Source organism: Paenibacillus sp. HWE-109 (assembly GCF_022163125.1).
Taxonomy (GTDB): domain Bacteria; phylum Bacillota; class Bacilli; order Paenibacillales; family NBRC-103111; genus Paenibacillus_E.
The window spans coordinates 6,011,365-6,029,441 of the sequence record NZ_CP091881.1; the positions used below are offsets into that span (position 1 = coordinate 6,011,365).

Annotated in this window: 19 protein-coding genes and 4 tRNA genes; 5 read left to right on the top strand and 18 right to left on the bottom strand. The window is 45.5% G+C overall.

Annotated features, from left to right (window positions below; genetic code table 11):
- Nucleotides 1-115: 115 nt before the first annotated feature.
- Together LOZ80_RS25575 and LOZ80_RS25580 are read right to left on the bottom strand one after the other, a co-directional pair.
- A tRNA-Leu gene (locus LOZ80_RS25575) sits at nucleotides 116-197 on the bottom strand.
- A 14-nt stretch (nucleotides 198-211) separates the two neighbouring features.
- Nucleotides 212-283 (bottom strand) — tRNA-Glu (locus LOZ80_RS25580).
- A gap of 150 nt (nucleotides 284-433) precedes the next feature.
- Here LOZ80_RS25580 and corA point away from each other — a divergent pair.
- Nucleotides 434-1,363, top strand: a complete 930-nt coding sequence (gene corA / locus LOZ80_RS25585) for a magnesium/cobalt transporter CorA (protein WP_238167314.1) — start codon at nucleotides 434-436, stop codon at nucleotides 1,361-1,363.
- Nucleotides 1,364-1,420: 57 nt separating this feature from the next.
- Here corA and LOZ80_RS25590 read toward each other — a convergent pair whose 3' ends face one another.
- From LOZ80_RS25590 to LOZ80_RS25605, 4 genes are all read right to left on the bottom strand, one after another.
- Nucleotides 1,421-3,163 carry a methyl-accepting chemotaxis protein gene (locus LOZ80_RS25590; protein ID WP_238167315.1) on the bottom strand — a complete coding sequence of 581 codons (1,743 nt, stop codon included), beginning with the start codon at nucleotides 3,161-3,163 and terminating at the stop codon, nucleotides 1,421-1,423.
- A gap of 152 nt (nucleotides 3,164-3,315) precedes the next feature.
- Nucleotides 3,316-3,404: transfer RNA gene (locus LOZ80_RS25595), tRNA-Ser, on the bottom strand.
- A gap of 5 nt (nucleotides 3,405-3,409) precedes the next feature.
- Nucleotides 3,410-3,485, bottom strand: a tRNA-Asn gene (locus tag LOZ80_RS25600).
- 19 nt (nucleotides 3,486-3,504) lie between these two features.
- Entirely contained in the window at nucleotides 3,505-3,978 is a 474-nt protein-coding gene (locus LOZ80_RS25605; RefSeq protein ID WP_238167316.1) for a SprT family protein, read from the bottom strand.
- A 114-nt stretch (nucleotides 3,979-4,092) separates the two neighbouring features.
- Here LOZ80_RS25605 and LOZ80_RS25610 point away from each other — a divergent pair, with 114 nt between their 5' ends.
- The 3 genes from LOZ80_RS25610 (at nucleotide 4,093) to LOZ80_RS25620 (ending at nucleotide 5,355) form a co-directional block, all read left to right on the top strand.
- Nucleotides 4,093-4,446, top strand: a complete 354-nt coding sequence (locus LOZ80_RS25610) for a hydrolase/acyltransferase (protein WP_238167317.1) — start codon at nucleotides 4,093-4,095, stop codon at nucleotides 4,444-4,446.
- Between the two features lie 107 nt (nucleotides 4,447-4,553).
- Nucleotides 4,554-4,718: a cortex morphogenetic protein CmpA gene (gene cmpA, locus LOZ80_RS25615; protein WP_090818813.1), complete on the top strand. Its 165-nt coding sequence runs from the start codon at nucleotides 4,554-4,556 to the stop codon at nucleotides 4,716-4,718.
- A gap of 214 nt (nucleotides 4,719-4,932) precedes the next feature.
- Nucleotides 4,933-5,355, top strand: coding sequence for a hypothetical protein (locus LOZ80_RS25620; protein ID WP_238167318.1), 423 nt, complete (start codon nucleotides 4,933-4,935; stop codon nucleotides 5,353-5,355).
- Nucleotides 5,356-5,797: 442 nt separating this feature from the next.
- Here LOZ80_RS25620 and LOZ80_RS25625 read toward each other — a convergent pair whose 3' ends face one another.
- The 8 genes from LOZ80_RS25625 to LOZ80_RS25660 form a co-directional block, all read right to left on the bottom strand.
- Entirely contained in the window at nucleotides 5,798-8,062 is a 2,265-nt protein-coding gene (locus LOZ80_RS25625) for a Tex family protein (RefSeq protein ID WP_443146977.1), read from the bottom strand.
- A gap of 77 nt (nucleotides 8,063-8,139) precedes the next feature.
- Nucleotides 8,140-8,490: a type II toxin-antitoxin system PemK/MazF family toxin gene (locus LOZ80_RS25630; protein WP_028553893.1), complete on the bottom strand. Its 351-nt coding sequence runs from the start codon at nucleotides 8,488-8,490 to the stop codon at nucleotides 8,140-8,142.
- Between the two features lie 3 nt (nucleotides 8,491-8,493).
- Complete coding sequence (locus tag LOZ80_RS25635; RefSeq protein ID WP_028553892.1) at nucleotides 8,494-8,775, bottom strand: CopG family ribbon-helix-helix protein; 282 nt, start codon at nucleotides 8,773-8,775, stop codon at nucleotides 8,494-8,496.
- A gap of 204 nt (nucleotides 8,776-8,979) precedes the next feature.
- Nucleotides 8,980-10,152 carry an alanine racemase gene (gene alr / locus LOZ80_RS25640; RefSeq protein ID WP_238167319.1) on the bottom strand — a complete coding sequence of 391 codons (1,173 nt, stop codon included), beginning with the start codon at nucleotides 10,150-10,152 and terminating at the stop codon, nucleotides 8,980-8,982.
- A gap of 151 nt (nucleotides 10,153-10,303) precedes the next feature.
- Nucleotides 10,304-11,671: a YecA family protein gene (locus tag LOZ80_RS25645; protein WP_238167320.1), complete on the bottom strand. Its 1,368-nt coding sequence runs from the start codon at nucleotides 11,669-11,671 to the stop codon at nucleotides 10,304-10,306.
- 84 nt (nucleotides 11,672-11,755) lie between these two features.
- Entirely contained in the window at nucleotides 11,756-12,214 is a 459-nt protein-coding gene (locus LOZ80_RS25650) for a hypothetical protein (protein WP_238167321.1), read from the bottom strand.
- 14 nt (nucleotides 12,215-12,228) lie between these two features.
- The gene (locus tag LOZ80_RS25655) at nucleotides 12,229-12,759 is read right to left on the bottom strand and encodes a DUF6036 family nucleotidyltransferase (RefSeq protein WP_238167322.1); all 531 of its coding nucleotides are present in this window, start codon (nucleotides 12,757-12,759) and stop codon (nucleotides 12,229-12,231) included.
- A 110-nt stretch (nucleotides 12,760-12,869) separates the two neighbouring features.
- Nucleotides 12,870-14,042 (bottom strand): outer membrane lipoprotein-sorting protein, encoded by a 1,173-nt coding sequence (locus LOZ80_RS25660; RefSeq protein WP_238167323.1) that lies wholly within the window; start codon nucleotides 14,040-14,042, stop codon nucleotides 12,870-12,872.
- A 219-nt stretch (nucleotides 14,043-14,261) separates the two neighbouring features.
- On the opposite strand from LOZ80_RS25660, the gene LOZ80_RS25665 reads away from it, so the two are divergent.
- On the top strand, nucleotides 14,262-15,341 hold the full coding sequence (locus tag LOZ80_RS25665; RefSeq protein ID WP_238167324.1) for an acyltransferase family protein: 1,080 nt from the start codon (nucleotides 14,262-14,264) through the stop codon (nucleotides 15,339-15,341).
- A 37-nt stretch (nucleotides 15,342-15,378) separates the two neighbouring features.
- Here LOZ80_RS25665 and LOZ80_RS25670 read toward each other — a convergent pair whose 3' ends face one another.
- The 4 genes from LOZ80_RS25670 to LOZ80_RS25680 all read right to left on the bottom strand — a co-directional run bounded on the left by LOZ80_RS25670 (nucleotide 15,379) and on the right by LOZ80_RS25680 (nucleotide 18,076).
- Nucleotides 15,379-15,684 (bottom strand): hypothetical protein, encoded by a 306-nt coding sequence (locus tag LOZ80_RS25670; RefSeq protein WP_238167325.1) that lies wholly within the window; start codon nucleotides 15,682-15,684, stop codon nucleotides 15,379-15,381.
- Nucleotides 15,685-15,780: 96 nt separating this feature from the next.
- Nucleotides 15,781-16,326, bottom strand: a complete 546-nt coding sequence (gene rfbC, locus LOZ80_RS25675; RefSeq protein WP_238173117.1) for a dTDP-4-dehydrorhamnose 3,5-epimerase — start codon at nucleotides 16,324-16,326, stop codon at nucleotides 15,781-15,783.
- Between the two features lie 134 nt (nucleotides 16,327-16,460).
- Complete coding sequence (locus LOZ80_RS39210; protein ID WP_268240111.1) at nucleotides 16,461-16,586, bottom strand: hypothetical protein; 126 nt, start codon at nucleotides 16,584-16,586, stop codon at nucleotides 16,461-16,463.
- An 83-nt stretch (nucleotides 16,587-16,669) separates the two neighbouring features.
- Nucleotides 16,670-18,076: an undecaprenyl-phosphate glucose phosphotransferase gene (locus LOZ80_RS25680; RefSeq protein ID WP_238167326.1), complete on the bottom strand. Its 1,407-nt coding sequence runs from the start codon at nucleotides 18,074-18,076 to the stop codon at nucleotides 16,670-16,672.
- Nucleotide 18,077: the final 1 nt, after the last annotated feature.

An 18,077-nucleotide genomic window follows, 5' to 3' on the forward strand; every position in this document is an offset into this window, starting at 1 on the left:
TTTATACGACGATAGCATTGTGCCCCTGTTTAAATTAAGATTGATATTCTCATAAATCGACGAAAACCACAAAACAAAAAACCCTTGAATGACCTATCAAGGGTTAATCTTGGAATGCGGTCGGAGGGATTTGAACCCTCACGCCTTGTGAGCGCCACCCCCTCAAGATGGTGTGTCTGCCGTTCCACCACGACCGCGAGGTATAAAACAATGACCCGTAGGGGACTCGAACCCCTGTTACCTCCGTGAAAGGGAGGTGTCTTAACCACTTGACCAACGGGCCATGCATGTCACTGAGCTTGATCAGCCCGTTTTGACGACAATTGTTATTATAATGGATTCTTGCGCCGTTGACAAGCACAAAATCTGGAACACATCCAATGAAATATGGTATGCTGAGACCAATTCAAATTATTCGAGGTGCAAGCTATTCATGCTCATCTATGACACTGCCCACGGCCTTGTCCGTGAGGAAGCCGCTCGCTTTCCTGAACCCAACGAAGTCGCTTGGATACGCATGGAGAATGCATCTGCCGAGGAACTCAAGCATGTGCTCGGAGACCTCTATCACTGCCATCCCCTGCTCATTGAGGATGCCATTAAACTGAATCAAAGACCTAAGATGGATGTGTATAAGAATCACATTTTTCTAACCTTCTTCGCCGTATCTGAAGAGCTGGAACCGCGGGAAATCGGCATTGTGATCGGTGCCAATTTTGTCATAACCGTCTACAAGGACCCTCTTCCCTTCCTGGATCAGTTGTATCATACCTGCCAAGAGGTCGAAGATCGTTTAAAACACCCCGGATCGATTCTGCATGCGATACTGGATCGATGCGTCGATGACTACTCCGTCGTTGTTGACCATTTCGATGATCGCCTCGACCGCATGGAACAAGCCGTGTATCAGAATCCTGGCATTCGCATTGCACAGGATATTTTCCAGCTCAAAAGATCCATGCACCAACTGCGCCGGGTCATCGTCGAGGAACGCATTACGCTATCCGCCATCACACATCACTCCTTCCCCTACACACGTGAAGAAGATGATGTCTATTTCCTAGATATCATGGACCACATCTCGCGAATCGTAGATTCACTCGATATCTTCCGGGAATCACTGACCGGGCTGCTCGAGCTCCAAATGAGCATGAAGTCCGACCGAATGAATGAAATCATGAAGACGTTGACGATCTTCAGCACCATCTTTCTGCCTCTCACTTTCATTGTTGGCCTTTACGGCATGAACTTCAAACTAATTCCCGAGCTTAATTGGCATTATGGCTACGTCTTTGTCTGGATTGTCATGATCCTCACCAGTGGATGCATGTGGTACTTCTTCAAGCGTAAACATTGGTTCTAACAAGCAAAAGGCACCTACTGTGATTCTTTCACGTAGGTGCCTCTTGTTATATGAGCGCTATGCGATTTTAAAATATGCGACGGATTCGTTCAACGTATTCACAACCGAGCGGAGCTGCTCTGACGCAGCGGCGATGTTTTGCATCATCGCTAGCTGTTCTTCGGTTGCAGCGGCAACGTTTTGCGACTTCACAAGGATATGCGATGTACTGGATGCTGAGTGATCCATCGTCGCCGATATTTCTTGCGAACTGGCCGACATTTGCTGCGTAATCGCTGATGTTTCATGAATTTGCGTCACAATGTGGGTGACGGATGCCATAATCGTGTGGAAGCTTTGATTTACTTCCTGCATCATCACCGAGCCTGTACTCGCTTCTTGCTTCGTCGCATTCATCGACTCAGATACGCTGGCAATCTCGACTCTCGTCTCGTGAATGAGCTGATTAATCCCATCTGCCGATTCGATGGATTGCGCCGCCAGCTTGCGGATTTCATTCGCAACGACATTGAACCCCTTGCCGTGCTCCCCCGCCCGCGCCGCCTCAATAGAAGCATTCAGCGACAAAAGATTCGTCTGATTAGCGAACGTCGTGATGCTCGAAGCAATAAGCCCGATTTGATCTGATTTGCGTGTCAAAGACAGTACAGTTAACGAAAGCTGTTCCACAGACGCAAGCATGTTAGTGATCTGCTGCTGCAGCTTGCCAAGCAAGTCGTTCCCAATTGTCGCATGTCTGGACGTAAGCGAGGAATGATCTGCCATGACAGAAGAGTTTTCCGCAACACGTTGAATGCCAATCGCCATCTCTTCAATAGCTCTGCTTGTTTCTTCACTGCTTCTTGCTTGCACTTCGACGTCATGCGTCATTTCTTGAATGTTGGTTGCAACATGCTCAGCGGCTGACGCGGATTCCTTAGAGCTATCTGACAGCTCAACCGAGGCATCCTGCACGAATTGGGTATTGTGAGCGATCGTCGCGATCAGCCCTTTTATTTTGAATACCATCGTATCGACAGATTCCGTTATTTTGCCGAACTCATCATTCGCATATGTCTGTTTCGGCTCGTGGCGCAGATCTCCTGCAGCAACTCGACTGGTCACAAGCATAATGGCTTTAACCGTTCTCATGATAATACTAATCACAACTCCACCGGAAACTGCCAGCAAAATGATAAGAATTGCAATCGAAATGTAGATCGTCTTCGCGGTTTTATTATTTTGATCCCGAATATCTTCAATGCTCGTTTTCGCATATATATCGAGAATCTCCCCGATTAGATTCATGCCTTCCCGACCTTTTTCAAACGTCGCACTTAACTTCGAATCATTAATTACGCCCTTGCCTGCGGCTCCTGATTGAACAACGGCGTTCGCTTCTTTGGCCCACTGGTCAAAGTAAGTGTGGAAACCTGCTACGTTCTGCTCGATCGTCGATTTCGTCTCCGTATGCGCGACCGCGAGCAAACCCTTGCCTTTTAGAATATCATAGGCCTGTCCTACTCTTGAATTCGTTTGATCAATGTTATCCTTCAAGTCCTTAAGCTGTTTTGTTTTCTCCTCAGGGCCCAAAGTACCCGAAACCAGAAGTTGATAAGCGGTTAATGCTTGATACATATCACGGTCCGCATTGAGAATGAGCGATGTGCTCTTGTCTGTTGTCTCATAAAGGGATGAGGCCAATACATCTGTATTGGTTTTGCTTTGCTGCAATAAATAAATGCTGGTGCCCAAGTACAGAATCGAAGGAACTAATACTAATAAAATCAGACGAACACGGATCGAAAATATTTTGGCCAAGGTTAGCTCCCCCTAGAAGTAAGTTTAATCTTACTATAAAAGAAAATAATTTGATTCATATTAGCTAATTGTTAGAAATAGATGTATTTACCTAACAAAAATAAGCCCAACGGCATGAATGCCATTGAGCTTATTTTTAGCTAATTATAGGACGGAGAGAGAGGGATTCGAACCCTCGCACCACTTACGCAGTCTAACCCCTTAGCAGAGGGTCCCCTTATAGCCACTTGGGTATCTCTCCAAATCTGGCTCCCCGAACAGGACTCGAACCTGTGACAACTCGATTAACAGTCGAGTGCTCTACCAACTGAGCTATCAGGGAATGAACAAGTTTTATTTTATTATGAAGGCGACCGTAAGTCAAGTGTATACGATTTCAACTTCCCCTTGCAATGGCCACATGCGTATTTCCGAACATCCATTTTGCGTTTGCGAAAATATTCCGTTTTACAATTAACGCATTCCAGTCTGTATTTATAGGCTTGTTTCTGCGGAGCACGCGGCAATGAACGACAAAACCGGGTACCTCCCACTTGCGCTAGCAATGTTTTGAAATCGTGATCCTTGTGCTGATAGCCCCGCTTTAGTATATGTAAATGATAATGGCAAAGTTCATGCTTAATGATCTTCTCAATCTCATCTCGGCCAAACGTCTCCCACTGCATCCAACTAATTTCAATATCATGGGATTTCGTAAAATAGCGCCCTCCCGTTGACCGTAATCTCCGATTAAAACGCGCCTGATGGACAAAAGGCCTTCCAAATGATTCCAGAGAGATCATCTCGATCCATTGCTGCAGTTCCTGATCCTCCATGTTTGTGCACTCCTTTGACAAGTTCTCACTTGAATTTGTACCGTATGTACCGCTATACTGTCAAGTAGAAAAGAAGAATCGTCAGCTAGCCACAGAAAGGATTGGAACAACCTTATGCCACAAATGCGATACGTCATTCTCAAGCTCGAACAACAGCTGGAATTCGTTGAAATGCCCTCATCCCATGCCTATCAATTAACTGCACTCAATCAAAGGCTGCACAAAGAATTAGAGAAACTAACCGCTCAAGAAGTCCCTAAGCTTCCACGCGTTATTGCGGAATGCGATGACTTGGAACTGGTCGGTACAGCGCACACACTTACACAAGGCCTGGATTACATTAATAATTTAGAAAAATCCTTCGCTGGCATTCAAGAAAAATCCTACCCGCTTATTTCCTTACTAACAGAGATCCGCGCCCTTCAAGCGCAGCTCGAACAGTGGTATGAAGATGAATTCGAAGGCTAACCTTTAAAAAAAGCCCAAGTAATAGAGCACCGCATGCAGGAGGACCTGCACCCTATCGAGCAAACCTTCATATGCTATTAGTACATAGCGAGGAAGGGGATGGGCACATGCCGCAATGGCTCTGTAATCAATTAATGCGGGCCTTCCAGAATAAAAACCGCAGACAAATCCGATTGCTGAATGATAGCTGGTACTTTTACCGCACCCGCCGCTCACAAGAGGAGTGGCCTGACACCCAATCGACGGACGGACCGGGCAAACGTAAATTTTGATAAAAGAGCTGGTATCTGCGATTGCGGGTGCTGGCTTTTTTGCCATTTGAATTGATAAAAGTAAACATTTGTTAAATAATAGTTGCATATTCGAAATGAGCCCTATATACTGTAAATTATTGGTATAACTTTTTAGAGTGAAGCACACTCGATCCAGCAGGAAATTTCTGCGGTTCGGTGTGCTTTTTCGCATTCAACACTAGGAGGCGAGAGTATGCATCGTAAAACAAGAAACTGGTTAAAGCAAGTAAAAGAATTAGGCTTGATTCATCAAGTGACAAACCAATGGCTAAGCGGGCCCGAGCTGATTGAGCAGCGACAACTGTTTATGCAAAAGAAAGCTCATTCCATCCCAAGGAGTTCTGTAATTTCGCTGCATGCATGGAAAAGACACCTGCCATCAGCTAAGCAAGAACCGGACTTATGGACGTCCAGAAAACAGCTCATCCTTCAACTAGCCGAGCGCCGCAATGGGAAAATCCGCTTACTGGATGTCGCTGCCGAATGCAACGTCAATATCCGCATCGCTGGAAAATGGCTCAAACAGCTAGCGATGGAAGGCACACTCTCCTTTGTCGCCGGACATCGGAGTACCATGGTTTATGCGATCAAGGATGTGCGGCCAGAGAAGGAGTAAGACACATACTTTTGGGGAGGGTGATGTGGAAATTACGGAAGAGTAACTTAGGAGAGGATGATGTGGCGGTCACGGAAAAGTAACTTAGGAGAGGATGATGTGGAAGTGACGGAAGAGTAACTTAGGAGAGGATGATGTGGCGGTCACGGAAAAGTAACTTGGGAGAGGATGATGTGGCGGTCACGGAAAAGTAACTTAGGAGAGGATGATGTGGCGGTCACGGAAGAGTAACTTAGGAGAGGATGATGTGGCGGTCACGGAAGAGTAACTTGGGAGAGGATGATGTGGCGGTCACGGAAAAGTAACTTAGGAGAGGATGATGTGGCGGTCTATGATCCGCCAAACAGTGCGGACCGCCGATTTGTCACAAATAACGCTTCGTGGTGGTTCCCAAACAAATAAAAAGCAGCTGGCATACTAAGCTGCCAACTGCTCCTAGATCTTATTGTTGAGGCTTCTTCATGGTCAAGCCGACGCGACCTTTTTTCTCGTCCACGCTGAGTACCCAGACTTGTACGATATCTCCAACGGAGACAACATCCATTGGATGTTTGACGAAGCCATTTTTAAGCTGGGAGATGTGCACGAGCCCATCGTTCTTGATACCGATATCGACGAAAGCGCCGAAGTCGATAACGTTCCGGACCGTGCCGGTCAATTCCATACCCGGCACAAGGTCTTCGAGCTGCAGCACATCGGTGCGGAAGATCGGCGCGGGAACTTCTTCCCGCGGATCCCGCCCAGGCCGCTGCAGGCTGTCTAGGATGTCCCGTAGCGTCGGGACACCTACGCCCAGCTTAGGAGCCAGTTCCCCTGGCTCCAGCGTCTGCAGCAGCGATAGCAGCTGCTGTGAGCCCAGCTGCGCCAGTTCCAGGCGCAGTTCCTTGAACAGCCGATCCACCACGTCGTAAGACTCCGGATGGATCGGGGTGTTGTCGAGCGGGTTCCGCCCGCCCGCGATGCGCATGAACCCGACACACTGCTCGAAGGTTTTCGCGCCAAGGCGCGGAACCTTCGACAGCTCCTGTCGGGAGCTGAACTTGCCGTTCTCCTCGCGATACTTGACGATGTTCTTCGCCAGTGTCGCGTTCACGCCGGACACATACGAGAGCAGTGACGGGGACGCCGTGTTGAGGTCCACGCCGACATGATTAACGGCCGACTCAACAACGGCCTTCAAGTTCTCATCCAGACGTTTCTGCGAAACGTCATGCTGGTACTGCCCAACGCCGATTGCTTTCGGCTCGATCTTCACAAGCTCTGCGAGCGGGTCCTGCAGCCTCCGCGCAATCGAGATCGCGCTGCGCTCGGCGACGTCGAGCTCAGGGAACTCCGTCTGCGCCAGCTTCGACGCGGAGTATACGCTCGCCCCCGCTTCGCTCACGATCAAGTACTTGAGCTTCTGCTCCTTGATCTCGCCAATCAGCTCCGCAACAAACTGCTCCGTTTCACGGGAAGCCGTTCCATTCCCGATCACGATCAGACTCACGCCGTGTTTGCTGATCATCTGCTTGAACTTTGCCTTCGCCTCCGCCACCTTATTATTCGGTGGCGTCGGGTAGGTCACGGCGATTTCAAGCATTTTACCGGTGTCGTCGATGACGGCCAGCTTACAGCCTGTCCGGTAAGCCGGATCGACACCGAGAACCACGTGCCCTTTGACCGGTGCTTGGAGCAGCAGATTACGCAGATTTTCCGCGAAAATCTTAATCGCTTGCTCCTCGCCCGCCTCTGTCATTTCTCCGCGAACTTCGCGTTCGATCGAAGGAGCCAGCAACCTTTTATAAGCATCTTCAACCACAGCACGAAGCACATCTTGCACGACCGACTGTCCTCTAATAACTTGACGCGACATAAAATCATGAATTTTATCAGCCGCAATATCAAGTCCAACTTTCAGAACTTCCTCCCGTTCCCCACGATTAATCGCGAGAATCCGGTGAGGCGGCAAACGTTTGATAGGCTCCTGATACGCATAGTACATTTCATAAACAGATTCCTGCTTCGCATCCTTAGCCTCGGTTCGCATAATAGCCTGATCTTGCGTGTATCTGCGCACCCATGCACGAATTTTCGCATCATCCGCGATATTCTCCGCCAGAATGTCCATCGCGCCTTGAATAGCATCAGCAGCGCTTCCTACCTGCTTCTCGGCATCTACGTAGCGCTCTGCTTCTTGCTCAAGCGAGCCTTGACGCGGCTGCTTCCAAATCCACTCCGCTAACGGCTCCAGGCCGCGCTCTTTGGCAACACTGGCTCTCGTCTTGCGCTTCTGACGGAACGGTCTGTACAGATCTTCGATTTCCTGCAGCTTTGCAGCGCCTTCAATCGATTTGCGCAGTTCATCTGTCAGCTTGCCCTGCTCATCAATCAAACGGACAACTTCAATCTTACGATCTTCTAAGTTGCGCAAGTACTGCAAGCGATCTTCGATATCTCGCAGTTGATTTTCATCCAGCTCGCCCGTCATCTCTTTGCGGTAACGAGCAATAAAAGGAATCGTATTCCCTTCATCAAGCAGCTCCATAGTCGTCTTCACTTTGCCAGTAGGAAGCTGCAACTCAGCAGAGATTTGTTTCAGGATTCGTTCCCGAATCTCTGCTTTCTTTTCTTCGGAGAGAACAAGTTTCTCCTTCGCGTCTTCTTCGTACTTGTTCTTAACGTCTTTGCTTTTCATCGTCTCTTCGGCATTCAAGGTCACTGTCATTCCTCACTTCTATCCCTATGTATGTACAAACCAAAAAACGAGGGGAAACTACCGCCCTCGTCCGTTCCAGATCTTATTCAAAATTCTATCAGTCCCACACTAATTTGCAAAGCGTCGTCAACCTTCCGCATCGTTTCTTCGTCCAAATGCGTAATTTTGTCCGTAAGCCGTTGCTTATCGATCGTTCTGATTTGTTCAAGCAGAATCACCGAGTCTCGATCGAAACCGTGCGTCTCCGCATCGATTTCCACATGCGTGGGAAGCTTAGCCTTCTGGATTTGAGCTGTAATCGCTGCAACAATCACGGTGGGGCTAAAGCGGTTGCCGATATCATTTTGGATCACTAGAACAGGACGAACTCCTCCCTGCTCCGACCCTACTACCGGCGAAAGATCTGCGAAAAATACATCGCCACGTTTCACAATCACTGCTTACACCCCGCTTACTAAGCGATCAAGCGTACCGTCCGCTTCTTCCTCCGCTTGAAAAGCTTCAGATGCCATGCTGAGATTTATTTTTGCCATCTCCATATACCCACGCTGCATGGATTCGCGTAGACTGCGCTTTTTGCGTTCAATTAAATACAGCTTCATTGCCTGGCGAATAAATTCGCTGCGATTGGAATTCTCCTTCTCGACAATTCCGTCCACTTCCTGCAACAGATTGTCAGGCAAACTAATCATGATCCTTTTCGTATTATGCGCATTGCTCACACTCTCGCACCCCCAGAAACGATACAAAGACAATATTACCAGTATGTCATCTTGATAACCAATTTATACAATAGATATATGCACCCAGTATATCAAATATGTTACATCACTGGATATAAGAATCTTACACCTAGTATTCGTGACCCTATTTCAAAAATCCTCTAAATGAACGATAAATTTTACATGGTAAATTATGCACGATCCTTAATAGCGATGCCTCATTAAAGGATTAATAGCATCTACACGTTCCCCGCCGCGCACATACACGCGAGCAACACGATGCGAAATCATACAAATAACTTCATAATTAATCGTCCCAAGCTGACGAGCCACATCCTCCACGGAAATACGCTCTCCATCCTGTTCCCCAATGAGTACAACCTCATCAAGCGCTTGCACATCTGGCACATCAGAGACATGAATCATACATTGATCCATACAAATTCTGCCGACAATCGGAACCCTTTTTCCGCGAACCAGAACCTCGGCTTTGCCCGACAGCATACGTGAATAACCATCCGCATAGCCAATCGGCAGCGTTCCAATGCGCTCTTCACCTTGCGTATGATAAATCGTCCCATAACTTACACCCGAACCAGGGGGCAGCGTTTTGAGATGAACAATCCCCGTTTTGAGACTTAGCACAGGTTTTAAAGCAATTTTCGTTTGGTCCACATCTTCTGACGGATACAAACCATACATCGAAATTCCTAGCCGTACCATGGAATACGTTAATCCTGGCAAATCAATCGCAGCCGCGCTATTCCCAGCATGAATGTAAGGAAACGCTACACCTTTATCCGTAAAATAACTCACAATCCGCTCAAAACGGCGGTATTGCTCCCATGTATACGTTTTATCCACCTCATCCGCATTCGCGTAATGGGTGAACAACCCTTCAACTTCCACATTCGTCAGCGTCAAAGCTTCCTCGATAAAAGGTATCGCATCCGCTTCCGTATGCAAGCCAAGCCGCCCCATACCCGTGTCCAGTTTAATATGGATTTTCAGCTTCTTCTGATTCTGTTGCGCCTGCAGCTCTTTCAGTACATCATGACTATAAACAGCAATCGTTACATCCAGTTCGCGGGCCTTCTCCACTCCTTCTGGCGGCGTATAGCCTAGAACCAGAATCGGCGCTGTAATACCGGCATTCCTAAGCTCGAGCGCTTCATCAAAAAACGCCACGCCTAAGTAATCCACACCGGCCGCGATAACCTCTTTGGATACTTCAACAGCCCCGTGTCCGTATGCATCCGCTTTTACGACTGCCATCTGTTTCATACCTGTCGGCAGTACCTTCTGAAAACCTTCAATGTTGCTTCGCAGAGCATCCAAAGAAATTTCAACCCACGTAGGACGATAAAAAGCATCCACCAGCGTTCACCTCTTTTTTCCAAATGCAAAGGACAAGGGAAGACCCGCTCCTTAGCGAGCAGGACTCCCCCTCCCTCATTTCATACCGGCCAAACTAATAAACCTATGTTAATCCGAATCACAAAAAACTGTCAACCTTGCTTTCAGCTGATTACAGACAGCACTTCTTGTATTTCTTCCCGCTACCGCACGGGCATGGATCATTCCGGCCGATTTTGTTTGTAACGGGGATAGCCTGAGGCGCGACAGCCAGAGGAAGGCTTCCGATGAGGGGCGTTTTCTTCGGTTCTGTGGCTTCTTTTCCAGCAAAATGACGGAACACCCGGTTGCCTGCCTCCGTTGTTGCCATGACAATCGGTGTTCTTTGAAATGCGTACTTAATTTCCGATTCCGCCGGAAACGTCGCTGTGAGCAAATCAAAACGTGTCAAAATAGACACGAGACACATCAAGAACAAATCAGCGCCGTTTTTAACGATTATGCCGGATCTTATGTGCCTTTTCCACTCTCGATCAACATCCTGATCTTGACCTACGGGCCAGTCTGCCAAAACACTTGCAATCCCTTTTCTGGCTGTCTGGCATTTAGGACCACCAGCTTCATTCGTTTCTTGCAAATTCACCCACTGCACTTTGTTCCAAAGTGTATCCAAGAGAACTACAGTCTGCTCCTGCTCTGTTAGAGCCAGATAACTTGAAATTTGGTGAGTTGTCGCAGCTTTCTGCTTGCTATCATCTAGCAACCCCAGTTCCACCGCCACGTAGAAAAAAAACTGAAATAACGGCATCTGATCTTGATTCAGTGTCGGTTTGTAAAACAACTGCCAATTCAGCTCATCATCAAGCTCTTTCCAAAAGCTCCGGGGCAAATGTTTACGGGCTGCCGTTAACTTCGTATTTTTAGTCGTTTGCAGCATCGCCAAAAAAGCTTGAAAATCATTAACGATTTTAGGAACTGCCGTAATCCCATCCGTCCAAAGCTCAAGCAACTTTTGGTTAACCGCGATAGGTTTCACTAATTGAAGCTTCACTGCTGGTAAAGCTGCTTCTCGCTTTAAATAAGCCGCAATATCATTTGAACGCAACCATTTGGATAGCGCTGCATCACTATGAGCACCCATATATTGGTCAAATCGATCCGTAAAGTAGGCCTTATGTTTGCAAACCTCCAGCACTTCTGCACATTGGTTTGGTGATATTCTTCCGTTTTGCTTAAGGAATTGCGCCCACTTTTTGATAGACGGCAGATAGCCGATAATATCGGATTTTGAGCTATTCATCATTTTACTGATATAGAAATAGCCTAGGAATTCTACAATCGCTTCACCCGTTAACGACTCGTAATCAAATTCATAACGAATGAAAAACTCCGTAGTCAGGAAACCGATGTTACTCACATGCTTCTGAATCGTTTCTTGTTTTAATTTACCTTCATTCATCAATTCGTTGTTGAACAAATCTAACTCATCTTGCCAGAATTGCACTTGTTCTTCCCACGTTAAATCCGTTGTTTTTTTCATCTAAGACACTCCAATACCGGTTTACTCAAAATTATATTATACCAAAAAAACTCCCATTAGGGGGAGTTGGTAGAATCTTCTTGTTTAAATGCTTGCAAATGAAGCCCCAATTTCTTTTTTGACAGCCTCTAGTTTATAAATAAAACTCCAAAGAAATTTCTGACAACCCTCTAACATGTGAATAACCTTTGAACCTAACGATAATTTCGCTTGATATAGCAGCTCTTCTGAGCAGATCCTCTCCGGGACCTGAACTATGCTTAATAAATCTGACAAAATAAACGAATTATAAGCAAACAAATCCTGCATATGTTCTGCAAAGTTTTCACCTAATAAAATATAAGACTGCTTATCGTTATCCAGATACCAATCTGTATATTCAGGTACCATCCAAATGAAATATAGAGGATATTGATGGCGTTCATTCCCATTATAAACAAATAATTTATCCAGATTCTCCAATGACAGCTCTATATCAAACATTCGTTTCACATAACTGCTCAAATATTGATGAAGATAATCCAAATATAATAACTTATCCATAGCCGCCTCCAGTTTCAAAACATTCTATCATTTGAAGTGAATTTTTCACCGATAACAGCCCAATAATTATTATCTAAAATTTCAAAATTACCACCGTAGCCATAGCGAAATTCTTTATATTTAAACTTAAATTGTTCAAGAGAAGCGGCTCCTGATGCAATTATCTCCTTGATATCCTCGATGTCTTTATCCAACCCACGGCCTAACTTCACAAGAGCAACATCAAGCATACCAAGTGTATATACCAAAACGCCTCCATAATCAGCTTTTATTACCAAACGGTCTCGGTAATCTTCACAAAGGAAAAGTATACCTTCATTAACAATTTGAATATCATACTTTGAATAGCTTGCCACCCGAGTCGTATTTAAAATATCAATATCATTCGTTTTCCTTACCGAATCAATCGTGAGAATAATGGATGCAGCACCAATAACAATAATGGTCGTTCCTTGACGTAACTCTTTGGCAAACATCTCTAATCTGCTCAAAATATCGTCTTTGGTTAAACCATCGTCCTTATCAAATAAATCTAATAAATCCATTCACTCATCACCTCGTACCACCTATTATACCCCACAAATTTACCAAATAAAATAAGGGAAGACACCTGTTCTAAGTGAACAGTGCTTCCCTTTTAAGCCTAATATTTAATCTACTTCCCAGACTGACCCTCAGTCGCCATCGCGACTTTAATCATTTCACTCGTCGGCAGATCGCCTGTCGATAAGCGGAACTCAACCCCATCATTCGTCCAAGTGAGTGTCTTCTTCGCATCTCCTGTGATCACACCGATTGTGAACCCAAGATCCACAATGTCGCCAGGTTGCAAAGATACGGACTTGGCTTGTGGCCTTACTTCAACAATACTGAAACTGTATTTCCCTTTATATCTCAAAAGGACAGCAGCATCCTCACCTAACTTCATATCCGTGATGTCCTGCTTCACCACATCTTTGGGCAAATAGGACGGCTCAATGATACCGATGGTTTGCGGTTTGCTGGCCGCGGCATTCGACTTCGCCGGATCCGCTTTAGCCGTTGCCTTCTGACCATTTTGACCTGCTGCTTGATCGGATTGGCCGCCAGTAGCAGTCAAGTTTTTGTCTGTGACAGACTTCTCACCAGTTGCCGGGTGATCCGCATCCACTACGGCCACATCTGCCATCGTTGGCAAAGTGCTCATGTTCCAGCTGGTCATATTGCGTTCCATTTGGAAATAATCCTTATCGAACTTGGCGTCGAACTCAAAATGCGAGAAACTCACTTGCACCAGCACATTTTGATTCGCATCCGAAACTTGAACCTGCTTAGGTGCTAATGTTTTCTTATTCAGCCAAATTTTCTGGCGGGACAGCTGCTCATTCTGATAATTGGCCGCTACATCGAACACATAAGCATCATTGTCCGTTGTAAACTGACGATCCTTATCGGCGATTATGCTCTTAGCCAAAGATTGGAACAAATACACTTGTCCTTGATTCTCCGGCCAATCGCTTTGGAATCGGAAGCTTTTCTTCAAATGCGGTGTTAGAACAAACACGCCTTCCTCATTACGAAGCACAATCTGTGTGACATCCTTCGTCGCATTCGTTAGCGAAATCCGGTAAAAATGATCAGGCGAGTAAGCCACCTCAACTTGATACTCCTGCGGCTGCTGCCCTGTGTTCAGTATCATGCTTCCAGAAGCCTGATAGCTGTTCGCTTTACTGATCACATGATCCAAATCCTTTACGATAGATCCTGCATCTTTCTTGCCCATCCCGCATCCTGCGAGAACCAATGCTAAGCACATCACCACTGCTACCATCCATGTGACCCGGCGCATTCGATCATCCCCTCACTCATGATTAACATCAACATAGTACATGCATATGAGGGGACTTGGCCGATTATGCAGACGAGTTGGGGCTTGGCTAAATTTAGTCGGACCCATGAAACATTTAGCATTTTCAGCGCCCGTTCAGCTTGTGTACATTATTTATTCACACTTTTCTGGCACGATGGACTATAAAGATCAGTATCTATGAACCGGAGGAGTTTATTTTTGAATCCAAATCAAAGAATTGTACTTCAAGCCTCACGTGGAGCGGCGGCCTTCTTTGTCTTGCTGTTCCATACATCAGCCATGTCATTCAAGTACTTTCACTACGATTTCCTAGGAATCAGCGGCATCGGGCGATCCGGTGGTGTTGACTTCTTTTTCCTGCTCACAGGATTTCTGCTCTATCATACATATGGACATAAAATCGGAACTAAAATGACCGTTATTCCGTTTTTGACGAATCGACTAATCCGCATTTATCCTTTCTACTGGATAATTACACTCACCGTATTACCCGTTTATTTTGTAGTACCTAGTTTTGGCTATGGCTATGAAACCTACAAAGATACAATTATCAAATCGCTCCTGCTTCTGCCTCAAACACACGGGCCCGTTCTGCCTGTAGCTTGGTCGTTGAGTTACTTTGTTCTCTTTTATGTGATTTTCAGTTTTCTCATGGCCATTGGCAAAAAGCCCGCAAAAATCTTTGTAGGCGTATGGCTGCTATTAACGATCTGTCATGTCTTGCACGTTCCTATCCTTGGTGCCGATATAGATCGTCATGTATATTTAAATTTTATTTTTAGCGAGGTTAATTTGGAATTTATTGCAGGCTGCCTGCTGGCCAAATGGGTAGAGCATCATAAAACTAGGAACTATACATTTTTCATTATTGTAGGGGCATTGGGTTTCCTCTTCATATGGGTAAACAACATGTACAATCTCACCATGTATCATAATTACCTGTTCTATATTATCCCAGCTGTACTAGTGCTACTAGGCGCTTCATCCATACCAGAAAAATTACAGCTTCCAACCTGGGTGCAGCATCTGAATAAATTAGGAAATGCTTCATATACAATCTTGCTTACGCATCTCATTTTCATTTCAATTCTAATGAAATTAAGCGTTGCTACACATCTAGTGGACTATATCGGTTTCTTTTTTACTGCTTTACTTGTGGTGGCACTGACCATTCCCTTATGTTACATGGTATACAGGCTGGCTGAAAAACAGCTAGTTGCAGGACTCAAAAGCGCTATGAAATTAAAGCCTGCTAAATCATCAGTACCGATCTCATAATAAAAAGGCGACAACGGCTGCTTGCCAATGTCGCCTTTTATTTAACTAATTTGAGTGTACGTATACTCGCCGCATGCTCCATCATCGTCACAGCAATGCCAGCGATTTGCTCACTTTGCTGAATTTGTACTTGTTTGATATCTTGTACTGCACCTTCTAATTTGCCCATTCGACCCTCCATACCACCCATGCGATCTTCCATATTGCCCATTCGCTCTTCCATATTGCCCATTCTCCGATCCATGCTGTCTACCCGATCTTTGATGGCCTTCACATCTGCACCAATTTCATTGATTCTTCCGAGCATAGCGCTTAGGAACTCACGATCTGTCATTTCAGCCATGACACAACCTCCAAGTCATAAGAAGTTTTCTTCTTTCATTATAACTTAGATTTCGCTCAAAAAATATCTCTTTCGACTAATGAAAATAAATCCTTGCTAAAAATTAATGTCCGCATCCTTCAGAAGCGGGTGCTTCCCGTCCTTATCCGACAAAATCGGATGTGACGTCGGCCAATCAATACCAATCGCTGGGTCGCTCCAAAGGATACCCCGATCATTTTCCGGAGAGTAATACTCGTCCACTTTATACAGCACCTGCGTCTGAGGCTGGATCGTGCAAAAACCATGAGCAAACCCTTGAGGAACAAGCAGTTGTCGCTTATTCTCCTCACTTAGCACAACCCCAATCCACTGACCGAACGTAGCGGAGCTTTTACGAATATCAACCGCCACATCATAGATCGCCCCGCTCACAACTCGGATCAGCTTCGTTTGTGCCCTAGGATTTAACTGATAATGAAGCCCGCGCAGCACGCCTACATCCTTTGACAAAGAATGATTATCTTGAACAAAAGCAATATCGATCCCTTGCTCGGCCATTTTCAATCGATGATAACTTTCCATAAAAAACCCTCGATGATCCCCATAGACATCTGGTTCAACAATAAGCAGCCCATCCAGTTTCGTAGGTATAACCTTCATTCGCTTCATCACCTCTACTGCCAACATATGCGTCCCCCGCTCAAACTGTCTCGGACAGACACCCCATCCAGACCAAAAAGACTGCCAAGAGCTTTTCACAGCCCCCAGCAGCCTCTTTTATGAATCAAACCTGATTACCACATATACACGATGCCTGCAATTATGCCGACCCAGATCAGGGAGCCGAACAGCACACCAACAATCAAGCCTTTGCCGACCGACAAATGGTCTTCTTGGTAAGCGTCTTCATGATCGAACATACCATAACCTCCCCGCATACTTAAGTATATGCATTAGTATGGGGAAGATGTTGGCGAATCATGCGGTTGCTTGGAAATTTTTTTTAATAGGCGTTCTTGTTGATAAACCCGTTAATGATCGTTCTCCAAATAATTTTAATATCGAATAAAAAAGTCCAATTTTCAATGTAGAAAATATCATGCTTAATCCGTTCCTCAATCGACGTGTCACCACGCAGCCCATTGCTCTGCGCCCATCCGGTGATCCCCGGACGAATATGGTGCTTCACCATATACTTAGGAACCTCTTCTTTGAACTGTTCCACAAAATAAGGACGCTCCGGTCTCGGCCCCACAACACTCATATGCCCAAAAAGCACATTAAAAAACTGCGGCAGCTCATCCAGGCTTGTTTTGCGCAGGAACGTACCTACCTTGGTGCGCCGCGGGTCGTTTTCAACCGTCCATTCCGTATTCGAGGCACTCTCTGCGAGCACATTCATACTACGGAATTTGTACATCATAAAACGTCGGCGATTGAGTCCAACGCGCTCTTGTTTAAAAATAATCGGCCCAGGCGAAGTCAGCTTAATCGCAATAATAGAGGCCAACATCACCGGCATCGTAATAAGAATGGCCGCGGAAGCAAAAATAATATCAAAAGCCCGCTTAAACAACCGATTCCTGAATTCATCCAATGGAATATCACGCACATTAATCAGCGGCATATCCGCAAAATTATCAAAATAAGGCCGTGACGGCAAGAAATCATAAAAATCCGGAATAATGAGCGTTTTGACACCTATTTTCTCACAAACATTAATAATGCTGCCGAACTTGCGGTGTGCGTCTAACGGGAGAGCAATAATTACTTCGTCAATGATGAGCTTATTCAGGATGGACTCCAGATCATCAATTTTCCCTATAATTGGCTTAAAGCTCTGGTATGTTAAATCATGTTTCTCCTGATAATCATCAAGAAAACCGACAACTTCATACCCTAATTCCGGGTGCTGCTTGAGCTTCGAGTAAAATTGACGGCCCAAGGATCCCGCACCGAGAATAAGAATGAACTGCTTATTGTAGCCTTTTTGCCGGACGCGCTTCAGCGAAACCTTGATCATGTAACGGTAGAAGCTGATGCAAAGAATATTGTTAACTAGGAACAATAAGAGATAAGAACGGGAAACGTCGACTTCTTTTAAAATAAATAGAACACTTAATAGCAATAATAAACTGATGGCATGCACTTGGATAATTTTCAAAACCTCGAAAGAGAACTGCTTCCTTCTTTTGGGTGTATAAAAATTCACCATATAACTGATCAAAATAGCAATAATGGCGTAGCTTATGCTCCACATCAAATAATGCTTGAATGGCAGTGGAGGATCGAATGGAATCCAGCCGCTTCTGAACTTAAGCCACCAGGAAAGTAAAAACACGAGCTGAATACATATGAAATCGGCCAGTGCATAAAGTTGGGTTAAAAAACCTTGACTCTGTCGAATCAAT